The sequence below is a fragment of the Methylobacterium sp. 13MFTsu3.1M2 genome, assembly GCF_900112625.1.
GTDB lineage: Bacteria > Pseudomonadota > Alphaproteobacteria > Rhizobiales > Beijerinckiaceae > Methylobacterium.
This window is the reverse complement of the sequence record NZ_FOMM01000003.1, coordinates 15034-29114: the sequence shown is the minus strand read 5'-3', so window position 1 is coordinate 29114 and position 14081 is coordinate 15034. Positions and strand designations below refer to the sequence as shown.

Here is a 14081-nt window from a genome sequence, read left to right as displayed (position 1 = left end):
ATCCGTCGGCGCTGCGGAAAGCGGGCACAAGCCCGCCCCGCCGGTTGCCGCTCCGGAGGCCCGGGCGCATGGTTCGCGCGCCGCCGGGCAGATGCCCTGTGAGATCCGTACGACTAGGAGAGAGCGATGGCGGGCAGCGTCAACAAGGTGATTCTGGTGGGCAATCTCGGGCGCGATCCCGAGATGCGCCGCCTCGGTTCGGGCGACCCGGTCTGCAACCTCCGGCTCGCGACGTCGGAGTCGTGGAAGGACAAGGCAACCGGCGAGCGCAAGGAGAAGACCGAGTGGCACTCGGTCGTGATCTACAACGACAACCTCGCCCGGGTGGCCGAGCAGTACCTGCGCAAGGGCTCGAAGGTCTACATCGAGGGCCAGCTCCAGACCCGGAAGTGGACCGACAATTCCGGCGTCGAGAAGTACACGACCGAGGTGGTGCTCCAGCGCTTCCGCGGCGAGATGACGATCCTCGACGGGCGCGGCGGCGGCGGCGGCGACTTCGCCGGCGAGGACGAGGGCGGCGGCCAGATCAGCCGCGGCGGCGACTTCGGCGGTGGCCGGGGTGGTGATCGCGGCGGCGATTTCGGCGGCGGTCGGGCCCAGGGCGGCGAGCGGCGTCCGGCCCCGGCCTCCTCGGGTGGCGGCGGTGGCGGTGGCAGCCGCGGCGGCTACGACCTCGACGACGACATCCCCTTCTAGGACCACCGGCGATCCGGAGGCCCTGTACCGTCACCCGAGTCGGCCTGCCCGACCCGGGTGACGCGGACATCTGGGCTGCGTCAGCGCAGCCGTTTCAAGGCAGCATCCCGGGACCGCGCGGCGGTGCCCGGGATCCAGATCCGCCTGCGTACGTCTCGGTCCGCCCGCCTTCGGCGCCCCGGAGCGCCGCCGCTCAGCCCTTGAGCTGCCGGTTGCAGGCCGAGTAGTAGCCGCCGCCCTTCTCGATCCACTTCATGCCGCCCAGCGTGCCGGCAGCCTTCGCGGCGTTGTAGCTGTCGAGGCAGGTGTGCATCCGGGCCTTGCCGGCCGATTCCTTGGCGTATTTCGGATCGACGGCGCGGGGGAACGTGGCCGACGCCGCGGCGGCGGACGTCGTCCCGGCGCGCGGGGCGGCCGGCGGCGCGGCCGGAGCTGTCGTCGCGGTCGGCGAGACAGGGTTCGGCGCGGTCGTCGGGGCGTTGTCGGCCGCCGCACCGCACTCGGCCTTGCGGAAATCGTTCCACTTCTGGCCGTTGAGCGTGCCGGCCTGCTTGGCGGCCTGATACTTGACTGAGCAATCCTTCGCGGAGAGCGCGGCGGCCGGCGCGGCGCCGGCCACGAGGCCGGCGATCATCAGGGATGCAAATACATAGCGACTCATGACGAAGAATCTCCGGGACACTATGTTGCGTCCCGAAAGAGATTAATACGGCTCTATGCCGTCGTGAATATGGGTTTGTCCGTTCCAGGGGGACAACACGGTGGCCGAGCACTGACCCGGCACCGGCCGGTCGCGGATCCGGATCGCGCGCGGCGGGCCGAGCTCCGGACGCGGCGACCCGAACTCGGGTCGCCGACGCGGATCACCAGCCGCCGTAGGATCGGCGCGGGCCCTCGTAGCCGCCGTAGCCGCCGTAGCCTCGGTCGTAGCCGCCGTAGCCGGGCCGGCCGCCGTAGGGTCCCCGCGGTCCGCCCCAGCCCCAGCCGCGATCGTTCGGCCGGCAATGGCCCCAGGGATTGGGATGGAAGCCCGGACCGCAGCCTCCGGCCACGCGCTCGATCACCGATCCGGCGTCGGGCGGCCCGTAGCCGAACGGCGCCGCGTTGGCCGTCGTGGCGGTCGCGAGAGCCGCGGCGGCCACCGCGACGAGGCCGATCACCTTGGCGCGCATCATGACACGATCTCCTGAACCTGCGGCCCGGACGCGCCGGGCCGATGACAGGAGGATGCGCCGGCCGCTGTGAACCCGGACACGCTCGGGCATTCATCGAGCCGACACTCTCGGCCGGCCGGGCCTCCGCGCGGCGGGTCGGTCAGGCGGCCTGGAGCTGGATCGGCGCCGGTTCGGGCGCCCGCGAGCGCGCGAAGAGGTCGGCGCCGACCGTTTCGCCCGCAGCCCTGACCAGCGTGGCCTCGTCGCAGGAGCGCGCGACCTTCAGGCCGAGCGCCTCGAGCCGCGCGTGCTCGGCGCAGTAGGCGGCGATCCGGGCGCGGCCGTAGGCCGGCATCGGCGCGAGCAGCCGGTCGCGCTCCGCGTCGTCGGCGCGGAACAGGGCCGAGATCAGCTCGATCGGAACCGGATACCGCGCCAGGGCGCTCGGGTGGGGTCGGTTGCCGTCGCGCGCCATGGGTGCCTCTCCGCTTCGCTGTGCGGTGGAAGGTTCGGCAACCATAGTTAACGATCAGTTGTGATCGCGGCGGGAGCCCCGGTGAGCCGCCCCGCAGCGCCTCAGCGGCGGGGCGGACTCACCCAGGTTCCGCCGGCGGCGCGATCCGATTCCGGCGCCGCGAACGGGGGTCGCGCGTCCGCCCAGCGGGCGACCGGGCCCGCGGCCGGCGCGATCGAGCCCGTCGTCTCGGGGTCGGTCCAGACGGGGGCGCCCGCGGCGACCAGCGCGGGTGACGCGGACGGATCCGGCAGGTTCCGCTCGTAGCCGGCGACGACCGCCGCGAGGGCGATCGCCACGAGGACGAACGCTAGACCGTCGACGATCATGGAGCCGAGTCTCGGCATGGTGCCCGCGCCTGTTGACCAAGCCTCCGGGCTACCGCGGCAGGGTTAACGAACCCTGTCCGAACCCGGCGGATCGGGCCGACGCGTTCAGATGTTGCGCGCGCCGCGCAGCGTCTTCAGGCCGATTCCCGTCGACTCGAAGCCGCCGTCGACGGCGAGCTGCTGACCGGTGATGTAGGAGGCGCGCTCCGAGCAGAGGAACACGATCGCCTCCGCGAGCTCCGTCTCCAGCCCGTAGCGGCCGAGCGGGACGGCGTCGTGGTAATCCGCCCGGATCTCGGGGCTGTGCACCGCCTTGGCCATCGCGGTGTCCACCGGACCGGGGGCGACGGCGTTCACGCGGATCCCGTACTGCGCCAGCTCGGCGGCCTGCTGCTTGGTGAGCTGCGCGAGGCCCGCCTTGCTGGTGCCGTAGGCGGTGCGGAGCGTCGAGGCGCGCAGGCCCGAGATCGAGGTGATGTTCACGATGGCGCCGCCGCGCTCGGACAGGAGCGGGACGGCCGCCTGCGTGCACAGGAACGGGCCGGACAGATTGACGGCGAGCACCCGCGACCAGTCGGCGAAGGTGGTCTCGGTCAGCGGCTTGAAGATCGCGATGCCGGCATTGTTGACCAGGGCGTCGAGGCGGCCGAACCGGTCGGCGACCTGCTGGATCGCCGCCGCCACCGCCTCGGGCTCGGAGACGTCGGCCGTCACCGCGAGCGTGGCCTCCGGGCGGCCGAGCCGCTCGGCCGCCGCCGCCGCGCCCGGGCCGTCGATGTCGAGGAGGGCGACGTTCCAGCCGTCGGCGAGGAAGCGGGTCGCGGTGGCGAGGCCGATGCCGCGGGCGGCCCCCGTCACCAGCGCAGTCCGGGCCTGGGCGTCGCTCATGGTCGTCTCCGTCGGGATCGGCGGCGCCCGGATGGCGCGGGTCAGCGTTCGGGTCAGCGGCGGTGCCATCACCGCGCGCCGGACCCGGGCGGCCTTCCGGGCCGTCCCGCCGTTGTGAACCGATCCGCCCGCAACGTCTGATGGATCGCGCGCGCCGTCGAGGGTCTGCCCGAACATCCGCCCGGCGATGACCGGCGTCAGCGAAGCGACCCGGGAGCGCCACGCCCGGCGGATGTCCCGCGGGTCCGGGTCGCGTCGCAGCGCTCGGGACGACGGCGTAGTGCCGCCGCAAAGAGCGGCGACGGGTGCGGGATCAGAGCATCGGCATGCCGCCGGTGACCGGCACCAGTGCCCCGGACATGTAGCTGCCCTCGCGTGAGGCGAGCAGCACGTAGGCCGGCGCGAGTTCCGCGGGCTGGCCGGCGCGGCCGAGCGGCGTCTGCGCACCGAGCTGCTCCATCTGCTCCGGGCTCTTCACGATCGGCTGGATCGGCGTCCAGACCGGCCCGGGGGCGACGCAGTTCACCCGGATGCCCTGCGGCGCCAGCAGGTTCGACAGGCCGATGGTCAGGCTCGCGATCGCGCCCTTGGTGGCGGCGTAGATCAGCATGTTCGGCCCGGCGACCTTGGCCTGCACGCTGGTGCTGTTCACGATCGCGCCGCCCGGCTTCATGTGCGGCACCGCCGCCTGGGCGAGGTAGTACATGGCGAAGACGTTGGCGCGGAACGAGCCCTCGATGTCGGACGCCGCCAGATCGTCGAGGCCCTCGTTCACCACCTGGGCGGCGGCGTTGTTCACGAGGATGTCGAGGCGCCCGAAGGCTGCGACGGTGCGCGCCACGAGATCCCGGCACCGGGCCTCGTCGCGGATATCGCCGGGGAGGAGCAGGCAGCGGCGGCCGGCCTTCTCGACCCAGGCCTTCGTGTCCTCGGCATCCTCCTGCTCGACCTCGAGATAGGAGATCGCCACGTCGGCGCCCTCGCGGGCGTAGGCGATGGCCACCGCCCGGCCGATGCCGGAATCGCCGCCGGTGATCAGCGCCGCCTGACCCGTGAGCAGGCCTTTGCCGACGTAGCTCTCCTCGCCGTGGTCGGGGCGCGGCGTCATCTTCGTGGTGAGGCCCGGGCGGGTCTGCTGCTGGTCGCCGGGGAAGGGCGGCCGGGGGCCGGCCTCGCGCGGGTCCTGGGTCATCGGGTGCGGCTCCTCGGCTTGGGACCCGCAGGATCTAGGGCCGTCGCTGCGGCCACCGCCTGCGCCCGGGGGTCACAGGCGGTGGCCGCGACCGGGCCGTCTCAGAAGGCCCGGTTGCGGTTGGCGTGCGGGCCGCCGTAGCGGCGACGGAGGTAGGACACGACCTTGGGAAGCAGGAAAGCGATCAGGATCTTGCGCATCGGGGCTCGCTCGCGTCACGGGTTCGTGAGCGGGCAATGCTCGGACCGCGCCGCAGTTCCGCGCCCGGTCACAGCTCCAGCGTGAGGGTCACCGGGGCGTGGTCGGAGGGGCGCTCCCAGGCGCGGGCCTCGCGCAGCACCTCGACCTTGCGGACGGTCCCGGCGAGGTCGGGCGACACCCAGGCATGGTCGAGGCGCCGCCCCTTGTTGGCGGCCGACCAGTCGGGGGAGCGGTAGCTCCACCACGTGTAGATCTTCTCCGGCTCCGGGGTGAGGTGGCGCGCCGCGTCGATCCAGCCCGCCTCCCCGCGCAGCACCTCCAGCGCCTCGGTCTCCACCGGCGTGTGGCTCACCACGTCGAGGAGCTGCTTGTGCGACCAGACGTCGTGCTCCAGGGGCGCGACGTTGAGGTCGCCCACGAGGATCGCCGGCCCGGAGACGCGCCTGCCGCCCCAGGCGCGCAGTTCGGACAGGAAGTCGAGCTTGTGGGCGAATTTCGGGTTCAGGTCGCGGTCCGGCACGTCGCCGCCGGCCGGGACGTAAAAATCGTGCAGCACGATGCCCGAGGCCGCCCCGGCCTCCGGCCCCAGCACCGCCGAGATGTGGCGGGCGTCCTGACGCTCGCAAAAGCCCATCACGGCGCGGGTGTGCAGGGGGAAGCGGGAGAGGATCGCGACGCCGTTGTAGCCCTTCTGGCCCGCGAACATCACGTGCTCGTAGCCCGAACCGCGCAGGGCCTTCAGCGGGAAGGCGTCGTCCGGGCACTTGGTCTCCTGGAGGCAGAGCACGTCCGGTCTGTGCTCGGCGAGGAAGCGCAGCACGAGGTCGATGCGCAGGCGCACCGAGTTGATGTTCCAGGTGGTGACGGTGAATTGCACGGGCGGCGCTGGGGTTCTGACGGCGTTGCGCTCCGATAGCCGATTTCGCGGCCCGCGACAGTCCGCTCACCGCCCGCCCGGCGAAAGGCCGTGCGCGCCCGGCCGGCAGGCGCTATGTCCGGGCCCTGCCCTGTCCCGGGCCCCTCGTCGAGGCCCGCCATGGCGCACGCCCGCTCGCTCCTGTTCGCCGTCTACTGGGCCGCCTGGACGACCCTGTTCCTCGCGCCGCTGGCGATCTTCCTCCTGTCCGGATCGCCCCAGCGGCCGATCCGCCGGGCGACGCGGCTCTGGGCCCGCGGGATCCTGGGCGGCCTGCGGCGCATCGTCGGGCTGCGCTACGTCGAGGAGGGCCGCCAGCACCTGCCGGACGAGCCCTGCCTGATCGTCGCCAACCACCAGTCGACCTGGGAGACACTGGCCTTCCTCGTCCTGGTGCCGGACGTGGCGATCGTCGCGAAGCAGGAGCTGCTGGCGATCCCGGTGGTCGGCTGGTTCCTCCGCCGCTCGCCGATGATCGTCATCGACCGGGCCAAGGGCACCCAGGCCCTGCGCACCATGATCGACGGCGGTCGGGAGGCGGTCGCGGCGGGCCGGTCGGTCCTGATCTTTCCCGAGGGCACCCGCGGCGCGATCGGCGAGCCGCTGCGCTTCAAGCGCGGCGTCGAGCTGCTCTACGGCCGGCTCGGCCTGCCGGTGGTGCCGGTGGCGCTCAATTCCGGCCTGTTCTGGCCCGGGGGCGCGGCGACCCGGTCCGGCACGGTGGTGGTGAGCTACCTCGCGGCCCTGGCCCCCGGCCTGTCGACCGCGGAGTTCCTGCACGGGACGGAGGGCGCGATCGATCGGGAGTTGAACCGGTGGCGGCCCGGCGACGCGGCCGGGCTCGGCGCCCCCTGACGGGGCGACCCCGTCACTTCTGCGATTGCTGGATCTGCTGCTGCATCGCCTTGTCCTCGGACCGTCCGTAATTGATGAAGAACAGGCTGCCGTCGACGCTCTTGCCCTTCTGCAGGTTCGAGAGCGTCACCGTGGTGACGTAGCCCTGCGGGTCGGTGATCCGCCACTGCGACAGGGTCTTCATCTCGGCGTCGAAGAACAGCTGGATCTTCGAGGTGCCGCCGAGGGTGGCGCGGTCCTCCAGGCTGATGCGGACGCTGCCCGGATCGCTCGCCACGTCGGTGACGGTGAGGTCGCGGGCGAGGTCGATCTTCTCGCGCAGGAGGAATTTCAGCGGCGTCTGGGCGATGAAGTAGAGGTCCTGGGTGTTCAGCTTGCGGTCGCGCACCGCCACCGAGGTCCCGTCGGCGACCACCTCCAGCGGCGAGGGCTGGTCGTAGTCGAAGCGCAGGCGGCCGGGCTTGACGAGCGTCAGCTTGCCGCCGATCCGGCGGCCGTCGGCGCCGATCTGCACGAAATTGCCCGTCAGGGTGTTGATGCCGTTGAAGTAGGCGTTGGCCTGCGCCAGCAGCGCGGCGGGATCGGCCGAGTCGGCGGTGACGATCGCCGTCGGCGCGCCCACCGCCGCGACCTTCGGCTCGGATGCCTTGTGGTCGGTTTTGTCAGCGGCCTTGTCGCCGCCCTTGCCGGACTTGGCCGTGCCGGGCTTCGTCTCCTTGCTCGCCTCCTTGGCCTTGGGCGCGGCCTTCTTGGCCGGCGCGGGGGCCGCCGGGGCGGCCTCCGGCTGTGGGGCGGGCTCCTCCTTGTGGCCGAACAGGCTGTCGATGAAGGCGCCGACCTGCGCGTGGGCCGGGTTGGCGGTCGCGAGCCACAGCCCGGCGGCGATCACGGAGCCGGCTGTGCGGGTGCGGCGGCCGATCATCGGCAGAGTCTCCTGAGGAGCCGCGGGCAAGCTCCGGCGGCGAAACAGAGGTGGGCGGGCCGCTGCGGACGCCTTGCCGTCCCCTCGTCTTCGCGAGCGGAGCGAGGCAATCCAGGTGCGCCACGATACCGGAGGTCGCGCTACTCTGGGTTGCTTCGCTCCGCTCGCAGAGACGGGGCGGGTTTCGCAGCCCCCTTTTAGAACCTCGCCCTGTGGCGAAGATGCGACGTCCGGGCCGCCCCGTGGCGAGGCGGCCCGGACAGCGTCTCACTCGTCGTCGTACATCCCGGCCGAGCTGTGCGTCGCCCCGGCGACCAGGATCTCGCGCTTGCCGGCGTGGTTGGCCGGGCCGACGATGCCCTCGATCTCCATCCGCTCCATGATGGAGGCGGCGCGGTTGTAGCCGATCTGCAGCCGGCGCTGGATGTAGCTCGTCGACGCCTTCTGGTCGCGCAGCACCACCTCGATCGCCTGCTTGTAGAGGTCGTCGGAGTCGCCGCCGCTCGCCGCCGCGAAGGCGCCGATGTCGAAGACGGGGGCCTCCTCCTCGGGCTCGTCGGACCGCTCGGCCTTGTCGGCCGCGGCCGCCTTGCCTCGGCCGGACCGGCCACCCTCCTTAGCGGGCTCTTCGGGCGAATCGTCGGCGGTGACGGCGTCGAGGTAGCTCGGGCGGCCCTGGCGCTTGAGGTGGGCGACCACGCTCTCGACCTCGCTGTCCGAGCAGAACGGTCCGTGCACCCGCGTCGTGCGCCCGCCCCCGGCCATGAACAGCATGTCGCCCTGGCCCAGAAGCTGCTCGGCGCCCATCTCGCCCAGGATCGTGCGGCTGTCGATCTTGCTCGTCACCTGGAAGCTGATCCGGGTCGGGAAGTTCGCCTTGATCGTCCCGGTGATCACGTCCACCGACGGGCGCTGGGTCGCCATGATCAGGTGGATGCCCGCCGCGCGCGCCATCTGCGCCAGACGCTGGATCGCCCCCTCGATGTCCTTGCCGGCCACCATCATCAGGTCGGCCATCTCGTCGACCACGATCACGATGTACGGCAGCGGCGCCAGGTCCATCGCCTCGTCTTCGTACACGGCCTCGCCGGTGTGGCGGTCGAAGCCGGTCTGGATGGTGCGGGTGATGGTCTCGCCGCGGTCGGGGGCCTCGTTGATGCGGGCGTTGTAGCCGTCGATGTTGCGGACGGCGATCTTGGCCATCTTCTTGTAGCGCTCTTCCATCTCGCGCACGGCCCACTTGAGGGCGATGACCGCCTTCTTGGGGTCGGTGACGACCGGGGAGAGCAGGTGCGGGATGCCGTCGTAGACCGACAGCTCCAGCATCTTCGGGTCGACCATGATCAGGCGGCACTCCTCGGGCTTCAGCCGGTAGAGCAGCGACAGGATCATGGTGTTGATCGCCACCGACTTGCCCGAGCCGGTCGTGCCGGCGACCAGGAGGTGCGGCATGCGCGCGAGGTCGGCGATGATCGGCTCGCCGCCGATGTTCTTGCCCAGGCACAGCGCCAGCTTGTGCTTGCTCTCGGCGAAGTCGGCCGACGAGAGCAGCTCGCGCAGGAACACGGTCTCGCGGGTCTCGTTCGGAAGCTCGATGCCGATGACGTTCCGGCCGGGCACGACCGCGACGCGGGCCGAGACCGCCGACATCGACCGGGCGATGTCGTCCGACAGGCCGATCACGCGGCTGGACTTGGTGCCCGGCGCGGGCTCGAGCTCGTAGAGGGTGACGACCGGGCCCGGCCGCACCGCCAGGATGTCGCCGCGCACGCCGAAATCCTGGACCGTCTGCTGCAGGTTGAGGGCGTTCTGCTCCAGCACGTCGGCGTCGACCTCCTCGCTGCCGCCCGGCGCCGGCAGGGCGAGCAGTTCGAGGGACGGCAGCTCGTAATCGGCGTTCTCGATCGGCGCGATCTCGAGGTGGCGGCCGGCCGGGATCAGGTGTGCCCGCGGCGCCACCAGGGGGACCGACGCCGGCGCGGGGGCCGGCAGGGCCGCGTTCTCGATCGTCTCGACGGCAGCGGCGACCGGCTCGGCCTCGACCCCGATCTCCGCCTCGATCTCCGCCTCGACCGGCTCCGGCTGCGGCGCCAGCTTGCCGCGGAGCAGGACCGGGCGCGGCGTCATCGGGATCACAACGCGCTCCGCCTCGGCGCGCGCGGCGACCGGCGCGGCAACGACCGGGGCGGGACCGGCTTCGGGCACGGCCGGGGGTGCCGGCGGGACGGCGGTCGGCTGGCCGGCCGCGCGGATCGCCGCCCGGGCCGCCATGGCGCTGAGAGCCGGCGCGCGGCGGGGCGCCTCGGACGCGGGGGCGGCCGGAGGCTCGGCCGCGGCGCTGCCGGGGCCGAAGACCAGCGACAGGCCGGACGCGGCCGGCGGCGCGACGGGCGGCAGGAAGGCGCTCCGGATCGAGGCGGCCTCGTCCATCCGCTGGCCGGTCTCCGTCCCGTTATCCTGCCCGTCGGCGGGGCGTGGCGGCTGGTCGAACCGGACGAGCCGGTCGAGCACGTAGACCGGCCGCGGCGGCAGCGACCGCAGGTGCGAGATATCGAGGGGCATGGAGACGAAGCGCTCGTCGGACGCCGCCGGCGCCGAGACGGCGGCCGGGGTCGGCGCGACCTCGGCGGGCTGCGCCTCCAGGGCCGACCAGGCATCGACGGACGACCAGTCGCCGCCGTCGAACCAGGGCTGGACCTCGGACCAGTCCGGCAGGTCCGACCAGTCGCGGGCCGGGGCCTCGGTGACCGTCTCGACCGGTGCGGCGGCGACCAACGCGGCCGCGACCGGGGCGATCGCCGCCGTGGAGGCGGCCAGCTCGACCGCGGGTCGGACCGGGCGGCGGTCCGGCGTGCGGAAGAAGCGGACGCCCGGCGGCGCGACGAAGGGCTGGCGCCACAGCGGCACCGGCTCCGCGTCCGGCGCGGCGGCTTCGGGCAGGGCCGGCACGGCTGCGGCGCGCTCGGCCGCCTCGGCCGCCTCGGCCGCGATCCGCGCGCGCTCGACCCGCTCCTGCTCGGCCTCTTCGCGGGCGGCCCGCTCGGTCTCCAGGGCGAGGGCAGCGGCCTGCGCCTCGGCACGGGCGCGCTCCAGGGCGACGCGCTCGGCCTCGAGGGCGCGCTGGCGGCGCTCCTGCAGAACCGAATCGGGGGTGCGGGTGTAGCGCACCGCCGAGGGCGCGGCCGGTTCCGGCGCGGCGACCGGCGTCGCGACATGGTCGGTCACGTGGCCGGTCACATGGCCAGCGGCATGGCCCGCGAGCGGAGCCGCGGCCGGCGCGTATTCCGGGGCGATGGCGGCGGGCCGGCGCGGCTGGCGCACCAGCACGCCCGGCGAGGAGGCGCTGCGATCGATCCGGCTCTCGTAGGCCGGGGCGTCCAGGGCGTCGAGGCTCGCCCGGTCGTCGAAGACCTGGGCCGGCCAGTGCGGCTCGGGCGCCGCGGCGCGCGCCGCGCGCTCGGAGGCGTCGCGGCCGACCATCGCGCCCGGCGGCGTGAGCCAGCTGGGCTCGGCGCGGCGCCCGGGGGCGCCGTAGGACGGGCGCGCGGGCAGGCCCGCGGGGGAGCCGGAGAGGCGGCGGGTGAGGCTCGCGCGGAGCGCCATCAGCCGGTGCGCCAGGGCTCCCAGAGAGAGGCCCGAGCGGTCGCCGCCGCGGACGGGGCGGGCGGGGTCACGGTGGGAGTACGGAGGCCGTCCCGATGCGCGCATGGGTTCTCAGACGATACTCGAAACAGGGATCCGCCGACGCGCGGCGGCTGTTCCTGAGTTAGGCCATTCGTCGTTAATGGAGGCTTGCCGCCGGCCGCGGTGCGGAAACCATGCCGGCAATCGAACCGTCGTCGCGGGCAGCCCGACGCGATCCGGCGGCGGCGCGATCGCCGGGACCGCGCGCGTCCCATATGTTACCCGCAGCCACCCCTCATCCGGACAGGTGACCGTGTCTCCACCCGCCTCCGAATCGCCGGCGCGCTTCCGCTCCCTCTACCGCCACGGCTTCGCCCGGGTCGCGGCCTGCACCGGCCGGAGCCACCCGGCCGAGCCCGAGCGCAACGCCGGCGTGATCCTCGACCTCGCCCGGACCTGCCACGAGTCGGGGGCGGCGCTCGCCGTCTTCACCGAGCTCGGCCTGTCGGCCTACGCGATCGAGGACCTGCTGCTCCAGCAGACCCTGCTCGACGCGGTCGAGGTCGCGGCCGCCCGCGTGGTCGCCGAATCGGCGAATCTGCGGCCGCTTCTGATCGTCGGCGCGCCCCTGCGCTGGCGGCACCGCGTCTACAACTGCGCGCTCGCCATCCAGGGCGGCCGCGTTCTGGGCGTCGTCCCGAAGACCTTCCTGCCGAACTACCGGGAGTTCTACGAGAAGCGCCACTTCGCCTCGGGCGCCGGGATCGCCGGCGAGACCATCCGGGTCGCCGGCCACGAGGCGCCCTTCGGCACCGACCTGCTGTTCCCGGCCGAGGACCTGCCGGGCCTCGTGGTCGGGGTGGAGATCTGCGAGGACCTGTGGGTGCCCGAGCCCCCCGGCATGCGCGCGGCGCTCGCCGGAGCCACCGTGCTGGCGAATCTCTCGGGCAGCCCGATCACCGTCGGCCGGGCCGAGTCGCGGGCGCTCCTGTCCCGGGCGGCCTCGATGCGCGGCGCCTGCGCGTACGTCTACGCGGCGGCCGGCCAGGGCGAATCGACCACCGACCTGTCCTGGGACGGCCAGACCAGCGTCGACGAGCTGGGCGTGCGGCTCGCCGAGGGCGAGCGGTTCCCCGAGAAGCCGGTGACGACGCTGGCCGATATCGACCTCGACCTGATCGCCCAGGAGCGCCTGCAGGCGGGCAGCTTCGACGACGACGCGCGCGGCCGCGCCCTGCCCTATCGCCGGGTGCCGTTCCGGCTCAACCCGCCCGAGGCCGATCTCGGCCTGATGCGGCGGATCGAGCGCTTCCCGTTCGTGCCGGCCGACCCGACGCGCCTCGCGCAGGATTGCTACGAGGCCTACAACATCCAGGTCGCCGGCCTCGCCAAGCGCCTGGAGGCCACCGGCACCCGCAAGGCCGTGATCGGCGTCTCGGGCGGCCTCGATTCGACCCACGCGCTGATCGTGATCGCCAAGGCCTTCGACCGGCTCGGCTACCCGCGCTCGGACATCCTGGCCTACACGCTGCCGGGCTTCGCCACCTCGAACGCCACCAAGACCAACGCCCACGCGCTCATGAAGGCCCTGGGCTGCACGGCCGCCGAGATCGACATCCGCCCGGCCGCCAAGCAGATGCTCGCCGACATGGACCACCCCTTCGCCAAGGGCGAGGCGGTCTACGACGTCACCTTCGAGAACGTGCAGGCCGGCCTGCGCACCGACTACCTGTTCCGGCTGGCCAACCACGCCGGCGGCATCGTGGTCGGCACCGGCGACCTGTCGGAGCTCGCCCTCGGCTGGTGCACCTACGGCGTCGGCGACCAGATGAGCCACTACGCGGTCAATGCCGGCGTGCCCAAGACCCTGATCCAGCACCTGATCCGCTGGGTGATCGGCAACGGCGAGGTCGGGCCGGACGAGGCGCGCACCCTCCAGGCGGTCCTCGACACCGAGATCTCCCCCGAGCTGGTGCCGGTGGACCAGGACGACAGCCCCCAGAGCACGGAGGGGACGATCGGCCCCTACGCGCTGCAGGACTTCAACCTGTTCTACACGCTCCGCCACGGCTTCCGGCCCTCGAAGATCGCCTTCCTGGCGCTCCACGCCTGGGGCGACCGGGAGCGCGGTACCTGGGCGCCGGACTTCCCGGAGACCAAGCGGGTCGCCTACGACCTCCCCGAGATCCGCCGCTGGCTCGGGGTGTTCCTGACCCGCTACTTCGGCTTCAGCCAGTTCAAGCGCTCGGCGCTCCCGAACGGGCCGAAGGTCTCGGCGGGCGGCTCCCTGTCGCCCCGGGGCGACTGGCGCGCGCCCTCCGACGGGTCGGCGCGGATCTGGATCGACGAGTTGAACCGAAACGTCCCTGAAACTTGACCGTCACAAACTCGACCGATTGTGCCATTATGAGCACGGTCAAGCCGATTCTTCGCAATGCGAAATCTTGTATTGGGAAAATTGGCTTCGAGGGCGGCCAGGCGGAGGACTTCGGATGCGAAGCTACAACCTGTTCCAGCTCAAGGGCGAGGAGGGCCTCTGCTGCGCTGTGCCGGAGGCCAGCACGGTCCCGCCCTTCATCGGCGCGGGTCGCTGGACCTTCGGCGGCAAGCTGGGCGACGGCGGCCGGCAGCCCCTCGACTTCGACGGGCGGGCCGCCGACACCGCGGTGCGCTTCAACGGCTTCTACCTGTTCCAGACCGTGGACCGGCGCTTCATCGCCTGAGCGGGCTCCGTCCGTCACGGCGAGCAGGACGGCGTCGGGACGATCGGCGCGGCGCTGCCGGGTCGCC

13 protein-coding genes are annotated in these 14081 nt (G+C 72.8%); 4 read left to right on the top strand and 9 right to left on the bottom strand.

Features of this window, described 5'->3' with window-relative positions:
- The first annotated feature begins 126 nt into the window (after nt 1-126).
- Nucleotides 127-696, top strand: coding sequence for a single-stranded DNA-binding protein (gene ssb, locus BM314_RS02235; protein WP_020092725.1), 570 nt, complete (start codon nt 127-129; stop codon nt 694-696).
- A 193-nt stretch (nt 697-889) separates the two neighbouring features.
- Here ssb and BM314_RS02230 read toward each other — a convergent pair whose 3' ends face one another.
- The 7 genes from BM314_RS02230 to xth form a co-directional block, all read right to left on the bottom strand.
- The gene (locus BM314_RS02230) at nt 890-1357 is read right to left on the bottom strand and encodes a hypothetical protein (RefSeq protein ID WP_091679723.1); all 468 of its coding nucleotides are present in this window, start codon (nt 1355-1357) and stop codon (nt 890-892) included.
- Nucleotides 1358-1559: 202 nt separating this feature from the next.
- Complete coding sequence (locus BM314_RS02225) at nt 1560-1871, bottom strand: GCG_CRPN prefix-to-repeats domain-containing protein (RefSeq protein WP_091679725.1); 312 nt, start codon at nt 1869-1871, stop codon at nt 1560-1562.
- 139 nt (nt 1872-2010) lie between these two features.
- On the bottom strand, nt 2011-2325 hold the full coding sequence (locus tag BM314_RS02220) for a hypothetical protein (protein WP_056525743.1): 315 nt from the start codon (nt 2323-2325) through the stop codon (nt 2011-2013).
- 101 nt (nt 2326-2426) lie between these two features.
- Nucleotides 2427-2711, bottom strand: a complete 285-nt coding sequence (locus BM314_RS02215; RefSeq protein ID WP_244539825.1) for a hypothetical protein — start codon at nt 2709-2711, stop codon at nt 2427-2429.
- A gap of 87 nt (nt 2712-2798) precedes the next feature.
- Nucleotides 2799-3581 carry an SDR family NAD(P)-dependent oxidoreductase gene (locus tag BM314_RS02210; protein ID WP_091679793.1) on the bottom strand — a complete coding sequence of 261 codons (783 nt, stop codon included), beginning with the start codon at nt 3579-3581 and terminating at the stop codon, nt 2799-2801.
- 313 nt (nt 3582-3894) lie between these two features.
- Nucleotides 3895-4773, bottom strand: coding sequence for an SDR family oxidoreductase (locus tag BM314_RS02205; protein WP_091976700.1), 879 nt, complete (start codon nt 4771-4773; stop codon nt 3895-3897).
- A 268-nt stretch (nt 4774-5041) separates the two neighbouring features.
- On the bottom strand, nt 5042-5851 hold the full coding sequence (gene xth / locus BM314_RS02200; protein ID WP_091679731.1) for an exodeoxyribonuclease III: 810 nt from the start codon (nt 5849-5851) through the stop codon (nt 5042-5044).
- Nucleotides 5852-6010: 159 nt separating this feature from the next.
- On the opposite strand from xth, the gene BM314_RS02195 reads away from it, so the two are divergent.
- The gene (locus BM314_RS02195) at nt 6011-6745 is read left to right on the top strand and encodes a lysophospholipid acyltransferase family protein (protein ID WP_091976699.1); all 735 of its coding nucleotides are present in this window, start codon (nt 6011-6013) and stop codon (nt 6743-6745) included.
- A gap of 13 nt (nt 6746-6758) precedes the next feature.
- Here the strand turns inward: BM314_RS02195 and BM314_RS02190 are convergent, their stop codons facing one another.
- Nucleotides 6759-7667, bottom strand: coding sequence for a LolA family protein (locus BM314_RS02190; protein WP_091926078.1), 909 nt, complete (start codon nt 7665-7667; stop codon nt 6759-6761).
- 267 nt (nt 7668-7934) lie between these two features.
- Nucleotides 7935-11270, bottom strand: a complete 3336-nt coding sequence (locus BM314_RS02185) for a DNA translocase FtsK (RefSeq protein ID WP_091976697.1) — start codon at nt 11268-11270, stop codon at nt 7935-7937.
- A gap of 334 nt (nt 11271-11604) precedes the next feature.
- Between BM314_RS02185 and BM314_RS02180 the strand changes: the two genes are divergently transcribed.
- Together BM314_RS02180 and BM314_RS02175 are read left to right on the top strand one after the other, a co-directional pair.
- Nucleotides 11605-13668: an NAD(+) synthase gene (locus BM314_RS02180; RefSeq protein ID WP_091976887.1), complete on the top strand. Its 2064-nt coding sequence runs from the start codon at nt 11605-11607 to the stop codon at nt 13666-13668.
- Between the two features lie 115 nt (nt 13669-13783).
- Nucleotides 13784-14014, top strand: coding sequence for a hypothetical protein (locus BM314_RS02175; protein WP_020092738.1), 231 nt, complete (start codon nt 13784-13786; stop codon nt 14012-14014).
- Nucleotides 14015-14081 lie beyond the last annotated feature (67 nt).

What these genes read in the sequence shown, in the direction of transcription:
- ssb (WP_020092725.1), top strand. Translation starts at nt 127, where the DNA reads ATGGCGGGCAGCGTCAACAAGGTGATTCTGGTGGGCAATCTCGGGCGC.
- BM314_RS02230 (WP_091679723.1), bottom strand. Translation starts at nt 1,357, where the DNA reads ATGAGTCGCTATGTATTTGCATCCCTGATGATCGCCGGCCTCGTGGCC.
- BM314_RS02225 (WP_091679725.1), bottom strand. Translation starts at nt 1,871, where the DNA reads ATGATGCGCGCCAAGGTGATCGGCCTCGTCGCGGTGGCCGCCGCGGCT.
- BM314_RS02220 (WP_056525743.1), bottom strand. Translation starts at nt 2,325, where the DNA reads ATGGCGCGCGACGGCAACCGACCCCACCCGAGCGCCCTGGCGCGGTAT.
- BM314_RS02215 (WP_244539825.1), bottom strand. Translation starts at nt 2,711, where the DNA reads ATGCCGAGACTCGGCTCCATGATCGTCGACGGTCTAGCGTTCGTCCTC.
- BM314_RS02210 (WP_091679793.1), bottom strand. Translation starts at nt 3,581, where the DNA reads ATGAGCGACGCCCAGGCCCGGACTGCGCTGGTGACGGGGGCCGCCCGC.
- BM314_RS02205 (WP_091976700.1), bottom strand. Translation starts at nt 4,773, where the DNA reads ATGACCCAGGACCCGCGCGAGGCCGGCCCCCGGCCGCCCTTCCCCGGC.
- BM314_RS02195 (WP_091976699.1), top strand. Translation starts at nt 6,011, where the DNA reads ATGGCGCACGCCCGCTCGCTCCTGTTCGCCGTCTACTGGGCCGCCTGG.
- BM314_RS02190 (WP_091926078.1), bottom strand. Translation starts at nt 7,667, where the DNA reads ATGATCGGCCGCCGCACCCGCACAGCCGGCTCCGTGATCGCCGCCGGG.
- BM314_RS02185 (WP_091976697.1), bottom strand. Translation starts at nt 11,270, where the DNA reads ATGGCGCTCCGCGCGAGCCTCACCCGCCGCCTCTCCGGCTCCCCCGCG.
- BM314_RS02175 (WP_020092738.1), top strand. Translation starts at nt 13,784, where the DNA reads ATGCGAAGCTACAACCTGTTCCAGCTCAAGGGCGAGGAGGGCCTCTGC.